General features: G+C 63.8%; 11 protein-coding genes and 1 pseudogene. 2 read left to right on the top strand and 10 right to left on the bottom strand.

Annotated elements, in window-relative coordinates:
• Window positions 1-130 precede the first annotated feature (130 nt).
• From ACMO6A_RS14775 to ACMO6A_RS14750, 6 genes are all read right to left on the bottom strand, one after another.
• Complete coding sequence (locus tag ACMO6A_RS14775; RefSeq protein ID WP_009305835.1) at window positions 131-385, bottom strand: SHOCT domain-containing protein; 255 nt, start codon at window positions 383-385, stop codon at window positions 131-133.
• A 94-nt stretch (window positions 386-479) separates the two neighbouring features.
• On the bottom strand, window positions 480-4,196 hold the full coding sequence (locus ACMO6A_RS14770; RefSeq protein ID WP_015759901.1) for a phosphoribosylformylglycinamidine synthase: 3,717 nt from the start codon (window positions 4,194-4,196) through the stop codon (window positions 480-482).
• Between the two features lie 10 nt (window positions 4,197-4,206).
• A complete protein-coding gene (locus ACMO6A_RS14765) occupies window positions 4,207-4,836 on the bottom strand; it encodes a hypothetical protein (RefSeq protein WP_009608199.1) in 630 nt (209 codons plus the stop codon).
• A gap of 182 nt (window positions 4,837-5,018) precedes the next feature.
• Window positions 5,019-5,897 (bottom strand): phosphoribosylaminoimidazolesuccinocarboxamide synthase, encoded by an 879-nt coding sequence (locus ACMO6A_RS14760; protein ID WP_009607933.1) that lies wholly within the window; start codon window positions 5,895-5,897, stop codon window positions 5,019-5,021.
• 82 nt (window positions 5,898-5,979) lie between these two features.
• Complete coding sequence (locus ACMO6A_RS14755; RefSeq protein ID WP_009305831.1) at window positions 5,980-7,617, bottom strand: sensor histidine kinase; 1,638 nt, start codon at window positions 7,615-7,617, stop codon at window positions 5,980-5,982.
• 6 nt (window positions 7,618-7,623) lie between these two features.
• On the bottom strand, window positions 7,624-8,334 hold the full coding sequence (locus ACMO6A_RS14750; protein WP_009305830.1) for a response regulator transcription factor: 711 nt from the start codon (window positions 8,332-8,334) through the stop codon (window positions 7,624-7,626).
• Window positions 8,335-8,622: 288 nt separating this feature from the next.
• Here ACMO6A_RS14750 and ACMO6A_RS14745 point away from each other — a divergent pair, with 288 nt between their 5' ends.
• Window positions 8,623-10,104 carry a twin-arginine translocation signal domain-containing protein gene (locus tag ACMO6A_RS14745; RefSeq protein WP_015759899.1) on the top strand — a complete coding sequence of 494 codons (1,482 nt, stop codon included), beginning with the start codon at window positions 8,623-8,625 and terminating at the stop codon, window positions 10,102-10,104.
• 120 nt (window positions 10,105-10,224) lie between these two features.
• On the opposite strand, the gene purB is transcribed toward ACMO6A_RS14745, so the two are convergent.
• The gene (gene purB, locus ACMO6A_RS14740) at window positions 10,225-11,568 is read right to left on the bottom strand and encodes an adenylosuccinate lyase (protein ID WP_009305828.1); all 1,344 of its coding nucleotides are present in this window, start codon (window positions 11,566-11,568) and stop codon (window positions 10,225-10,227) included.
• Window positions 11,569-11,830: 262 nt separating this feature from the next.
• On the opposite strand from purB, the gene ACMO6A_RS14735 reads away from it, so the two are divergent.
• On the top strand, window positions 11,831-12,367 hold the full coding sequence (locus ACMO6A_RS14735; RefSeq protein ID WP_015759897.1) for an MOSC domain-containing protein: 537 nt from the start codon (window positions 11,831-11,833) through the stop codon (window positions 12,365-12,367).
• Window positions 12,368-12,437: 70 nt separating this feature from the next.
• On the opposite strand, the gene ACMO6A_RS14730 is transcribed toward ACMO6A_RS14735, so the two are convergent.
• The 3 genes and pseudogenes from ACMO6A_RS14730 to ACMO6A_RS14720 all read right to left on the bottom strand — a co-directional run.
• Entirely contained in the window at window positions 12,438-13,004 is a 567-nt protein-coding gene (locus ACMO6A_RS14730) for a TetR/AcrR family transcriptional regulator (RefSeq protein WP_195471409.1), read from the bottom strand.
• A gap of 71 nt (window positions 13,005-13,075) precedes the next feature.
• The gene (locus ACMO6A_RS14725; protein ID WP_009607943.1) at window positions 13,076-13,780 is read right to left on the bottom strand and encodes a succinate dehydrogenase/fumarate reductase iron-sulfur subunit; all 705 of its coding nucleotides are present in this window, start codon (window positions 13,778-13,780) and stop codon (window positions 13,076-13,078) included.
• A gap of 33 nt (window positions 13,781-13,813) precedes the next feature.
• A pseudogene (locus ACMO6A_RS14720) lies at window positions 13,814-14,135 on the bottom strand (succinate dehydrogenase/fumarate reductase flavoprotein subunit); the annotation flags it as partial.

Raw genomic sequence — 14,135 nt, 5'->3', positions numbered from 1 at the left:
TCATCGAATTCCTCGCCGCCGCAATGCGAGCAGACCACCGCCTTCCCCGCGATCTCGTAACGGTAATTGCCAGACAACCCGCGCTCGAACCCATCCATGAACCCCATGAGAGCCGCCTTTCCGATCAGGCTTACAGATCGCGCATACACTCCTGCTTTTTCAACGCGTACTCTTCTTCGGTGATGGCGCCGCGTTTATACAGGTCGTCAAGCTGCGAAAGACGCTGGTAGGCAAGCGCGCTCGCGCGCTGGCGCTCATCGGGCAAAGGCTGTTGGCTGCCGGCGCGCTTCGCCAACACCACGATGAGCGCGACCACGAGTGCGACGGGCACCAGCAACATCAGCATGATGAGCATTTCCGGAACACCCAAACCCAGTATCTTCATGAAGCCGCCTTTCCGCGAGGCCTTTTTCAACCAGTATAGCAAGCGCGGCGCACCCGAAGATGCGCCGCGCGAGAAAACTTGATGCGAGAAGCCCCTAGTCCGTGAAGTAACCCACGCCGCCCTCGAACAGCTGCTGGTAGCGGTCGCCGGGGACGTTCTGGTACAGACCGTAGCCGCGGCGCTCGCTGTGGCCCATCTTGCCGAGGATGCGGCCGTCGGGGCTGGTGATGCCCTCGATGGCCAGTACCGATCCGTTCGGGTTCACGTCAAGGCTCATCGACGGCACGCCCTGCTCGTCCACGTACTGCGTGGCGATCTGGCCGTTCGCAGCCAACTGGGCCGCCAGCTCGGGCGACGCGACGAAGCGGCCCTCGCCGTGGCTCACGGGCACCGTATGGATGTCGCCCACCTCGCAGCGGCTCAGCCACGGCGACAGGTTCGATGCCACGCGCGTGCGCACCAGACGGCTCTGATGACGACCGATGGTGTTGAACGTGAGCGTGGGGCACTCCTCGTCCATGGGGCGGATGTCGCCGAACGGCACGAGACCCAACTTCACGAGCGCCTGGAAACCGTTGCAGATGCCCAGCATGAGGCCGTCGCGGTTCTGCAGCAGGTCGCGCACCGCTTCGGTGACGGCCGGAGCGCGGAAGAACGCCGTGATGAACTTGGCCGAGCCGTCGGGCTCGTCGCCGCCGGAGAACCCGCCGGGGATCATGATGATCTGGCTGTTCTCGATGGCCTTCACCAGCGCCTCGGTGCTCTCGGCCACCTTGTCGGGGGTCAGATTGTTGATGATGAGCGTCTCGGCCACAGCTCCCGCCTGCTCGAAGGCGCGCGCCGAATCGTACTCGCAGTTGTTGCCCGGGAACACGGGGATGATGACGCGCGGGCGCGCGATGGTGCCGTTGTACACCAGCGGCGCGGCACTGGTGAAGGACACCGTTTCCACGGCATCGCCCTCGGCGCGGTACGGGAACACCGACTCGAGGTGGCCCTCCCACGCTTCCTGCAACCCGACCAGGTCGATGACCTCGCCGCAGGCGGCGAACTCGTAGGCCTCGGTCGTCTCGCCCACCTCGTCCACGCGCACGACGTCGGACGCATGCGGCAGCTCCACGCACGGAGCCAGCTCCACGAGGAAGCTGCCGTACGACGGGGCGAACAGCTCGTCGGCCGTCACCGAATCAGTCAGCTTCACGCCGATGCCGTTGCCCACGCTCATCTTGAACAGAGCCTCAGCCGTCGCGCCGTATCCCGGCGTGGACACGGCCAGCGCCGCACCGTCGCCGATCAAGCGCTCCACCAGCTCGAACGCCTCCACCAAGCCGGCGGCGTCGGGCGTGACACCGTCGTACGACGCGGGCGCGATGCGCACCACGCGGCTGCCCGCCTGCTTGAACTCGGGCGACGTCGCGCGATCCACCGAGCCGATGGCCGTGGCGAACGACACCAGCGTGGGCGGCACGTCCAGCTGCTCGAAACTGCCCGACATGGAGTCCTTGCCGCCGATGGAGCCGATACCCAGGTCCACCTGCGCCATCAGCGCGCCCAGCACGGCGGCGGCGGGCTTGCCCCAGCGCTCGGGCTCGTCGCGCAGCTTCTCGAAGTACTCCTGGAACGTCAGGTACATGTCCTTGTGGAAGAAGCCGGCGGCCACGAGGCGCGCCACGCTCTCCACCACGGCGATGTACGAGCCGGTGAACTGGTTCGCCTCGGTGAGGTAGGGGTTGAAGCCCCAGGCCATGCCGCTGACCGTGGTGGTCTCGCCGAACACGGGCAGCTTCGCCACCATGGCCATCGCCGGCGTCAGCTGGCGCGACCCGCCGAACGGCATGAGCACCGTGCCCGCGCCGATGGTGGAGTCGAAGCGCTCGGACAGGCCCTTGTTCGAGCACACGTTCAAGTCGGTGACCAGCGCGTTCATGCGCTCGGCCAGCGTGTCGCCCGCCCAGGTGCGCTCGTACGTTCCACCCGGCAGCACGCGCACGTCCTGGTGCTTCGCCGCGCCGTTGCTGTTGAGGAAGTCGCGGCTCACGTCCACGATGACGGCGCCGTTCCACTCCATGCGCACGCGCGCCTCCTCCGTCACCGTGGCGATGGGGGTTGCTTCGAGGTTCTCCTCGTGCGCGTAGCCGATGAACTCGTCCACGTCCTCGGCCGCCAGGGCAACGGCCATGCGCTCCTGGCTCTCGGAGATGGCCAGCTCGGTGCCGTCAAGGCCGTCGTACTTCTTCGGCACCTTGTTGAGGTCGATGAACAGGCCGTCGGCCAGCTCGCCGATGGCCACGGACACGCCGCCCGCGCCGAAGTCGTTGCAGCGCTTGATCAGCTTGCAGGCGTCGCCCCGACGGAACAGGCGCTGGATCTTGCGCTCCACGGGCGCGTTGCCCTTCTGCACCTCGGCGCCGCAGCTCTCGAGCGATTCCAGCTTGTGCGCCTTCGAGGAGCCCGTGGCGCCGCCGATGCCGTCGCGGCCCGTGCGGCCGCCCAGCAGCACCACCACGTCGCCCGGAGCGGGCGTCTCGCGACGCACGTGGTCGGCCGGCGTGGCGCCCACCACGGCGCCGATCTCCATGCGCTTCGCGGCGTAGCCGGGATGGTACAGCTCGTTCACCTGGCCGGTTGCCAAGCCGATCTGGTTGCCGTACGAAGAGTAGCCCGCGGCCGCGGTGGTCACCAGCTTGCGCTGCGGCAGCTTGCCCGGCAGCGTCTCGCTCACGGGAACCAGCGGGTCGGCCGCGCCCGTCACGCGCATGGCCTGGTAGACGTAGCTGCGGCCCGACAAGGGGTCGCGGATGGCGCCGCCCACGCAGGTGGCTGCGCCGCCGAACGGCTCGATTTCGGTAGGATGGTTGTGCGTCTCGTTCTTGAACAGGTACAGCCAGTCCTGCTCTTCGCCGTCCACGTCCACCTTGCACTTCACGGTGCAGGCGTTGATCTCCTCGGACTCGTCGAGGCCGGTCAGCACGCCCTTCGCCTTCAGCCAGCGCGCGCCGATGGTGCCCATGTCCATGAGGCACACCGGCTTCTCGTCGCGGCCCAGCTCGTGGCGCATCTCAAGGTACTTCTCGAACGCGGCCTGCACGGCCTCGTCCTCCACTGCCACGTTGTCCAGCACGGTGCCGAACGTGGTGTGGCGGCAGTGATCGGACCAGTACGTGTCGATCATCTTGATTTCGGTGATGGTGGGGTTGCGCCCCTCTTCGGCGAAGTACTGCTGGCAGAACGCGATGTCGGCCAGGTCCATGGCCAGGCCGCGGTCGGCGATGAACGCCGCCAGGCCCGCCTCGTCCAGCTCCAGGAACCCGTCCACCGTCTCCACCATGCCCGGCACGGGCTGTTCCAGGTGCAGCGTCTCGCGCACATCAAGCGACGCCTCGCGCGCTTCGATGGGGTTGATCACGTAGTGCTTGATGGCGGCGACGTCCTCGTCGGACAGCGCGCCCTCCAGCATGTACACCTTCGCGCTGCGCACCTCGGGGCGCTCGCCCTGGCTGATCAGCTGGATGCATTCGCTTGCAGAATCGGCGCGCTGGTCGAACTGGCCGGGAAGGTACTCCACGGCGAACACCGCCACCCCGTTCGCCTCGGGCATCTCCAGCGTCGCGATGTCGGACTGCGGCTCGCTGAACACGGTGGGCACGCACTGAGCGAACAGCTCGTCCGAGATCCCCTCCACGTCGTAGCGATTCACCATGCGGAGATTCTCAAGCGCGCCGACGCCCAGCAGGCTGCGCAGCTCCTCTTTCAGCTGCTTCGCCTCCCCGTCGAAGCCGGGCTTCTTCTCCACGTAGACACGAGAAACCATGGTCCCCACCTTACTTCGTCGAATCCTTGTCGGAAGTTTTCGCCTCCATCGGCTCGGCCTCCTGCTTCTTCGGCAGGCGGAACCCGTTGCCGAACAGGCCGCGCTTCTTAGGCGCCTCCTCCACGGCCGGAGCCTCCTCCACCTTCTGCTTGGCGGCGCGCTGCGCGGCCTTCTGCTGCTTTTCTGCTGCGCGCATCTCCTTGGTTTTTTTGGACATCATCTCTTCCTGATAGGCGCGTCGCACCTTGCGGATTTTCGAGAAGTCCACGTATAAGGCGCCGATGATGCACACATAGGCCAGGCCCAGCACCACATAGGTTCCCACCTCGGGCAGGAAGGCGCGGCCGAACCACGACATAGCCGTCATCACGATGGCGCCGATCAAAAGACCCCACCAGATTTTGCGAAGACGCTTGTATTCCGGCGTGGGCGGGTTGTAGTACTGCCGATCGATCTCGGTCTGCTTCGCTCGTGCGGCCTTCTTGTCAGCCTTCTTCTGCTGCTTCGTCTTCACGGTGGGCTGGATGCGCACCGACGAAGCCGCCTTCGTCTTCGGCTTCATGGTGGCCGCGCTCTTGCGCGTCTGGCCGCGATGCTCGTCGGTCTGGTACCGGTCGTTCATAGGGTTACGCTGGGACATGGGTTATTGCTCCTTGTTGATTGCCTCGAACCTCGCAGGTCCGTCAAAGTCAGCGAGAGGCGTTGAGGTGCCCGGAATTGTCGTGAAAGCTTTGCGAAGCGTGCTTTTGCACGTGAGCGAAGCTTGGAGCGGCAAGGCCGGACGCCTCAACGCCTCGCAGCGTCGAGAAGTTCCGGTTGCCGTTAGGCAAACGGAACGAAAGTTCTACCCGTGATCTTCTCGTAGGCCTGGATGTACTTCTCGCTGGTGCGGTCGATGATGTCCTGGGGCAGGCGGGGCGGGTTGCCCTGACGATCCCAGTTGGCGTTCAGCCAGTCGCGCACGAACTGCTTGTCGAAGCTGGGCTGGTCCTTGCCCTCGGCGTACTCATCGCCCGGCCAGAAGCGGGACGAATCGGGCGTCAGCACCTCGTCGGCCAGGATGATCTGGCCGTTCAGGCGGCCGAACTCGAACTTCGTGTCGGCGATGATCACGCCGCGCTCGGCCGCGTGGTCGCGCGCCGTGGTGTATACCTTCAGCGCAAGGTCGCGCAGCTGCGAAGCGTCGTCCTCGCCGATGATCTCCACGAGGCGCTCGTAGCTGATGTTCTCGTCGTGGTCGCCGATCTCGGCCTTCGTCGAGGGCGTGAAGATGGGCTCGGGAAGCTTCGACGAGTTCACCAGGCCCTCGGGCAGCTGGATGCCGCACACAGTGCCCTGCTTCTGGTACTCTTTGAGGCCGCTTCCGGCCAGGTAGCCGCGCACAATGCACTCGGCGGGGAACATGTCGGCCTTCTTCACCAGCATGAAGCGGCCGCGCAGGTAGTCGGCGTACGGCTGGAACTGCTCGGGCAGGTCGGCCACGTCGGAGGAGATGAGATGGTTCTCCACCACGCCGTCCAGAAGCTCGAACCAGAAGCACGACAGCTGCGTGAGCACCGCGCCCTTGTGGGGGATCTCGTCTTCCAGGATGTAATCGAACGCCGAGATGCGGTCCGTCGCCACAAGCAGCAGCTTGTCGCCCAGATCGTACAGATCGCGGACTTTCCCTTGTGCATCAGGCTTGATGTCGATTCCGGTCATGCTGGTCCTTTCGTTGCTCTCTCGAAACGCCGCTCTGCGGCACCCGGCGCTCCCCTTCTCCGTCGGCGCGCCCTATTATCGTCTATTTCTGGTCTTTACGCGACTTCCCACGCGATTTTTGCGATTTCTGCCCGCGCTGCTGCTCGTCGCCCTGGTACAGCGGGATGTGAATGGTGAAGCATGCGCCCTCTCCCTTGCGGCCTTCCACCTGCACCCAGCCGTTGTGGCGCTCGACGATCTCCTTCACCACGGACAAGCCGATGCCCAGGCCGCCGCTCTCGCGCGTGCGTCCCGCGTCGGCGCGCCAGAAGCGCGAGAACACCATCTTCGCCTCGTCGGGCGTGAGGCCGATGCCCGTGTCCTGCACGCTGATGGACGCCATGATGTCGCCGCGCTTCACGCGCACGGTAACCAAGCCCCCTTCGGACGTGTAACGAACCGCGTTCGAGATGAGGTTGGCGGTTGCCTGGCGAATCATGTCCGCGTCGCCTAGCACGCGCACGCCTTGCTCCATCTCGTACTTCAGCGTGAGGCCAGAATCGGCTACGAACGCCTCGTGCGTGGCCACGATGCCGGCGATCAGCTCGCCCACATTGACCACTTCCTTCTTCATAGGCGTAGAGCGGCTCTCCAAACGCGAAAGCTTCAAGATGGCGTCTACCAGGCGGCTGAGGCGCTGCACCTCGGAGTTCACGGTTTCCAGGCGCTCCTCGTCGGCCTCGAACACGCCGTCCACCATCGCTTCCACAGTGGATTGGATGGCCATCAGCGGCGTACGCAGCTCATGCGCCACGTCGGTGGTCAGACGGCGCTCCAGCTCGCGGTCGCGCTCGATGGAGTCGGCCATCGCGTCGAACGTCTCGCCCAGGTGCGCGATCTCGTCCTCGCCGTGCAGCTCGGTGCGGGCCGACAGGTCGCCTTCCTTGATGGCCTTCGCCGTGGTGGTCATGCGGTTGATGGGGCTGACCAGCGTACGCGCGAACAAGAAGCCGATGCATGATGCCAGCACGATGGCGAGCGCCGTCGCGAACACCATGGCCTGGTACGAGTTGTTACGGAATTCCTCGTCGGTCTGACTGAGCAGCGCCTCGGAGCCGTACACCCACATGTGGACGGATCCGACGGCGACGTTGTCGGTGATGATGGGGGCGATGGCCAGCTGGTCGCTGTCTCCGGGAGGAGGCGCGAGCGATCCTCGACTGTAGTCCTTGCCCGGCATATCATTTCCGTTTTCGCTGGGCGGAATCGTGGAATCGTACACGACGCTGCCGGTTTGGTTGTCGAAGATCTTGACGCCCACGCCGTTCAGCTTTGCCGCATAGCCCGCAACCGTCGCGATGCCGACGTTGTCGAGCGTGCCCGTATCCGAGTAGATCTCCGCGATCTGCTCGGCCGTGGATTCGGCGAGTTTATAGATGTTGGCCTGCGTATACGTCTGGAAGTGCTGCTCCCACACGAACGACAGCACGCCGATGGCCACAAGCGCGGTCATGGCCGCGATGAAGGCGAACGCGGCCGTGACGCGCGTGGTGTACGTCAGGTTGTCCCAGCCGAAACGGATGCCGCGGCGCTTTTTGCCGTCGCTCTCGTGCGGCACGACGATGGGCCCCGTGGTGCCCGTATCGGCTTCGACCGTCAAACGCTCGACGACCGGGGTGTGCGATGCGGTTTCTTGCGCATCGGAGGCTGGCGATGCAGCCTGTTCGCTTGCGTCTCGCACGTCGGTTTACTGCGCAACTTTCGTGGGATCCTCGAAGCGGTAGCCCACGCCGTGAACGGTGTGCAGCCACTTCGGGCTGCGCGGGTTGTCGCCGATCTTCGCGCGCAGGTTCTTCACATGCGAGTCGATGGTGCGCTCGTAGCCCTCGAAGTCGTAGCCCAGCACCTTCTCCACCAGCTCCATGCGCGAGTACACGCGACCCGGGTAGCGGGACAGCGTGGTGAGCAGCTTGAACTCGCTGGCGGTGAGATCGATCTCCTCGTTGTTGACCAGCACTTTGTGCCCCGACACGTCGATGGTGAGCTCGCCGAACTCCAGCACTTCGCGCTGCGGCTCGGAATCGGCGTGCACGCGGCGCAGAAGCGCGCGGGCGCGAGCAACCAGCTCGCGGGGGCTGAACGGCTTCACCAGGTAGTCGTCGGCGCCCAGCTCCAGACCGATGATGCGGTCTTCCACCTCGCCCTTAGCGGTGAGCATGATAATGGGCACGTCGGAGTTGTCGCGGATGGCGCGGCAGACGCGCTCGCCCGGCACGCGGGGCAGCATGAGGTCGAGGATGACAAGATCGAAGTGGTGCTTCGAGAACTCCTCGAGCGCCTCCTGGCCGTCGCCGACCGCCGTCACCCAGTAATTCTCGCGTTCAAGATAGGCCGTCACGGCGTCGCGGATGGCCTTTTCGTCTTCAACCAAAAGGATGCGTCGTGTTTCGTTGCTCATGGATCACTCCTCAAGCTCGCTGACATCTCGGACAATGCGCGCCCGCGTTCCCTACGCGGACCAGTTCCGAGCGTATTGGTCGTGTTTGCGTTTATTGTAGCAATTAGACCGAAGGGCGCTTTAACCTGTGCGTGAAATGACACAATAAACACCATGGTAACCCGCAGATCAACACACGCGAATCACGCGAAACCGACCGTTGCTAAGAAACGCCTTGCGAACAGGCGCGCAGCCTCCCGGGGAGGCGCGCTGTACGCCGGCGGAAAACCGAACGCGCGCGGTGGGCATGTGGGAAACGTCGCCGGATACGGCGGAGCACACGGCGGCAGCGGTCGTCGCGGGGGCTCCGCAGACGTCGGCAACGTGGCGGGGTACGGCAGCGCCAGCGCCATGGGCTCGGTCGGCGCGCATCGCCGCTCGTCCTCCGCATCGCCCTCCCCATCGTCCCCCGCTCCGCGCGGCACCTCTAACGGCAACGCCGGCGGCAACGGCGTTCGCGTTCCCACGCCGAACGGAGGCGAGGTTCTGCTCACCCGCCGCCACTTCCTGTACGGAGCGTTGGGCGTGGGCGCTTTGGCGGCCGTGGGCGGCGGCGCATCCGTCGTAATCGAGCAGACGAAGAACGACCCAGATGACAACCTCGTAGTGCTCAAGGTGCCCGAAGACGCGGTGCTGTCGTCTGCGTCCGACGAGTTCACCAACACGTTCGTCCAGGCGGAAGATCCAACGACGCTCATGAACCAGGTGGGGAATTACGAGCTGCCGTACGGCTCGCTCGTCTGGGCGAACGACGACGATTTGGCCGCATGCCTCTTGCCCACCGACACCGGCAAGCCGCTGACCCAGGTGGCGCTGCTTTCGCTGAGCTCGGGAAACTCCACCGTGGTGCTGGAGCAGGCCGTCGGATCCGACGAAGGCTTCGAAATCTACGACGTGCGCGCCACATCCTCGGGTCTCATCTGGGCCGAGGCGGACATCCTCGACGGCGTCTGGCGCATATACACCGCGCGTACCGATGGTGCGGCTCTGGGCAATCCCGCGCTGGTGGAAGAAGGCGACGGCGATTGGGAGATGCCCACCATCGCCGCCGTGGGAAACCGCGCATTCTGGCAGGTGTTGCCGAAAGCGAGCGGTCCGAAGAAAACCGAGCCGTCGCTGTTCAAGCGCGCCACCATGGGAGCGAACGACATCGAGACGCTGTGGACCTCGATCGGCCGCATGGCGACGGCTCCCTACGCCACCGGCGACTCCGTGGTCATCACGCCGCGCACGGACACCTCGTCCATCCACTACCAGCTCGTGCGCGTGGATGCCAACACGGGCGAAGCGCTGGACACCATGGCGCTGCCCACGTCCATGAAACCGCTGGAAGCCGGCTACGGCAACACCGGGTTCATGTTCTCGTTCGATGCCGGCTACCAGTACGGCGGAGGTATCGCCAGCATCGGCACGTACACCCCGGCCAGCGCCGTGACGAACGGCGACTACAGCAACGCGCCGTGGTTCCGTTTCAGCCGCAACCCTACCGCGCCGCCTGCCTGGTGCGGGTCGTACCTCATGGTGAAGTCGCGCACGCAAGTCGTGGGCATCAACTTCGACACGAACGACTGGTTCGCCTTCGACGTGAAAAGCGGCGCTGACGATTACGGCGAGTACCTGGCGTCCACCGGCTCGCGCGATGCCGTGGTCACGTACACAAACATCGACGACAAGCCCCTCGACGGCGAGGCCAGGAAGTACTGCCTCGTAAGGGTATGGACACCAGCTTAAACGCCTTCTCCGTCCCAGACCATCTGCGTAAGCCGGCACAAAGATATCGCACCCATCAAAAACAGGAAGCCCCGCAGGACGGGGCTTCCTGATGCCTCTACGTAAGGTAGGCGGCAGCTTTTAGAACTCCAGCTCCTTGAGGCGGTCGAATACCACGTCTTTACGGGTGAGGAAGTCCCAAGGGTCGAAGATCTCGTCCAGCACCTCGGCGCTGAGGTTCGCCTCGGGGTCGGCTTCGAGGTTTTCGCGATAGGTGGGTCCGTCCACGGCGTTCTGGATATCCTCCCACACCTTCATGGCGTTGCGTTGCACGATGACGTAGGCGTCCTCGCGGCTGATGCCGGTGTCCACCAGGGCCAGCAGCACCTTCGAGCTGAAGATGAGGCCCTTCGTGCGCCACAGGTTGTGCTCCATCTTGGCCGGATAGGTTTGCAGGCCGTCCAGCATCCACTGCATCTTGCCGAACATGTAGTCCAGCGCGATGAAGCTGTCGGCCAGCGCGACCCGCTCGGCACCGGAGTGGCTGATGTCGCGCTCGTACCACAGCGCCACGTTGTCGAAGGCCACCTGCGCGTTGCTCTTGACCGTGCGGGCCAGGCCGCAGACGCGCTCGGCCGTGATGGGGTTGCGCTTGTGCGGCATGGCGCTGCTCCCCTTCTGCCCCTTCGCGAACGGCTCCTCGGCCTCGATGACGTCGGACTGCTGCAGCAGGCGCACCTGCATGGCGATGGACTCCAGTGTGGAAGCCGTCACAGCCAGGCCGGCCATCACCTGCGCGTGACGGTCGCGCGCCAGCACCTGCGTGGACAGCGGGTCGGCCGCAAGGCCCAGGCGCTCGCACACGTACTGCTCGACGAACGGGTCGATGCTGGAGTACGTGCCCACCGCGCCGCTGATGGCGCCCGTGGCGGCCACCTTGCGGGCTTCCTCCATGCGCGTCTGCGCGCGCTTGAGGGCCCAAGCCCAGCTGCCGAACTTCATGCCGAACGTCATGGGCTCGGCGTGGATGCCGTGCGTGCGGCCCACGCACAGCGTCTCCTGGAACTCGAAGGCACGGCGCTTGCACGTCTCGCCCAGCTGCTTGATGTCTTCCAGGATGATATCGATAGCCTGCGTGATCTGGTAGGACAGCGCCGTGTCGCCCAGGTCGGACGACGTCATGCCGTAGTGCACCCAACGGCTGGGCGGCTCGGTGCCTTCCGGCACGTCGGCGTCGATGTACTCGGCCATGTTCGTGGTGAACGCGATGACGTCGTGGTTCGTCACCTTCTCGATCTCGTCGATGCGCTCCACGGTGAAGTCGGCATGCGCGCGGATCCACGCGGCCTCCTCCTTCGTGATGCCGGACTTGCCCAGCTCGGCCTGCGCCTCGCAGGCCAGCACCTCGATTTCCTTCCAGATGTTGAACTTGTTTTCCAACTCCCAGATGGCGCCCATCGCGGGGCGCGTGTAACGGTTGATCACGCCGGTCCCTTTCACCCTGTTCTGCCTGATGGCAACCAGCATACCGCAAACGGACGGCAGCGCGGCGTATTTCACGGAAAGCGCCGAGCAGCCAGGGCGGCGGGCTGCGCGGGCGCAAAGCGGCCACTAGGCCGCTTTGCGCCCGGACGGATCAGCCTTCCCGAAGCGCGCTTCAGAGCGCGGCTTATTGCTTGACTTCTCTATTCTTGTTCGAGTAGTATATTTCCCATTATTATGCTAGGTTTTAGGGAGGAACCGCGGTATGGAGCAAGCACGGAAGCAGCAGATCGTCGCACGCGGACGAGTCCGCTCGATCAACGTGTCGAAGCGCAAGGGAACGCGCAAGATGCCGTGCGAAGGCGGCGCGACCGTCGTCGCGCATCGGGGCCTGGACACCGACGCACATGCCGGCGATTGGCATCGCCAGGTGTCGCTGCTTGCTTGGGAATCCATCGAGAAAGCGCGCGCGACCGGCCTCGACGTGGTTGAGGGCGACTTCGCCGAAAACGTCACCACCGAGGGCATCGACCTGTTAGCGCTGCCCCTGGGCACGCGCGTGCGCATCGGCGAGGACGTGCTGTTGGAGCTATCGCAGATCGGCAAGGTGTGCCACACGAAGTGCGCCATCTACCACCTGGCAGGCGACTGCATCTTCCCGCGCGAGGGCATCTTCTTCGTGGCGCTGGAAGGCGGCGCGATCAACGTGGGCGACCCGGTGGAAGTCGTCTCACTCGGCGACGGCACCTGCGCTTACACCCCGCCCGAAGCGCTGGCAGAGCTGGCCGCCGCGACTCGATAGCACCAAGACGATACTTGTCGCCTCGTGGACGTCCGGCCTAACAAGAGGCCGAACGTCCACCGGCAACACCTCAATCCATGCACAATGCATCGTACAGCATTTTCGGCGCTACGCGCGCAAGCCTCTCGACAGCTTCCTGCAGAGGGGGCACCGTGTCCAGGCGATACCACTCAGTCAGAATATCCGTCTCGGTTTTCACCCAGCTGTCCAGGCAAAACATGAGATCGTCATCAAGGGCTATATGCTTGTAATCCTGCAGCGTCTCGAGCAGTGCGCACTTGCGATAGTGAGGCATGATACTGCGCTGGCTTGGGAAGTTGAGCGTATACTGCGTTGCGACCTTGAAGAATTCGCTCTCGAGCGAAAGCAGCTTTAGATGATGGAAATAGCCTGTTTCCCAATCCATTGTCCGGCCCACCTCTATCAAGTAAAACTTGTGGACGTGCATCGGCCACCACCAATGCAGACTGTACTTGCTATCGAAGTACCGATAGAACATTTGGCGAGATATACCGATTTTTTCACATAAGTCGGTCACCTTGATCTGGTCGAGAGACTTGTCTACAGCGTGCATGATCCGCAACCGCATCCGCACGTCTTCATCGTCGAGGATCCCCTTCGGCTCCCACTCGCCCATCTCTACCCCCCTTCCCGCATCCCCATACGGTTTTCTCAAAGAGTACCCTTCCCCACGCTGCCGATCGCTCCTTAGATGCCGACCGGCTTCAACCCTTCGGCAGAGGCCGCGGTGCGCAAATCCTTCCAAACCGACAAATGGTCGATCTCAAGAGCCTTGCACACCGTATCGCACATACCGCACTCTATACATTCCCACAAGCCATTTTGCACGGCTTGGACAACGCGATCCCCCTGATCGTAAGGATCGTAAAAACGATTGGCAATGGCTATCATTCCAGTTGGGCCGATATAGGACTTAAACCCCTTCTGCTCGACAACGGGGCACGCCGCCGTGCACACGCCGCAACGTGCGCAGTACTCGAGCGGCTCGAGCTTCTCGGACAGACCAGCGTCGACCGGAGCCTTAATCTCATCAAGGTTTAGGTCAAACGCACGTTGACGAGCGAGAATACGGCTCACTTTGTCCGTAACCTTCGTCTTGTCGACAATCAGGTCGCGCACCACCGGAAAATGCTTGAGTGGCGTGACTTCGTTCTTGCCCGCATCCTCAACCAGGGTAACGCAGGCGAGACACGGTGTGCCGTTGAGCGTCATGGCGCAACGGCCGCACACGCGCCCGCGGCAGCTGTAATCGAATGCGATAGGCTCGATGGTGTCGTTGATGACCACCAGCGCCTCGAGCAGGGTCATGTGCTCGGTGTGCTCGATCTCGTATGTACCGAAATAAGGCTCGGCGTCAACCGAGGGATTGTACTTTTGCACGCTGATCTTCATAGCGCCTCCTTGTGAGTCCGTGAGCGGTCGTGGTTAGTCGAGCTCGACGACGGGAACGGTTTCGAGCTTCATCTCGCCGTTCACGTTCCTCGCGACAATGTTGCACGTCCAGTTGGCTGGATCTTCCTGAGGGAATTCCGGACGATAGCTGTGGCCTCGGCTTTCCTCGCGCATGAGCGCGGCTTTCGAACTCGCCTCGGCGATGTCGAGCATGTTGTAGGCTTCGATGGCCGCCTTCCAATCGGTGTTGTAGGTAAGCGTCGCGTCTCCCAGCCTCATCGCGGGCATTTCCTCCTTGCGAATTCGCTCTAGTTCGGCAACTGCCTCCTGCATCGCAGGAGTCTCTCGCGTGGGC

Source organism: Eggerthella sp. (assembly GCF_048329335.1).
In the GTDB taxonomy this organism is placed as follows: domain Bacteria; phylum Actinomycetota; class Coriobacteriia; order Coriobacteriales; family Eggerthellaceae; genus Eggerthella; species Eggerthella lenta.
The sequence above is the reverse complement of the archived record's forward strand: the minus strand, read 5'-3'. Positions and strand labels throughout refer to the sequence as shown.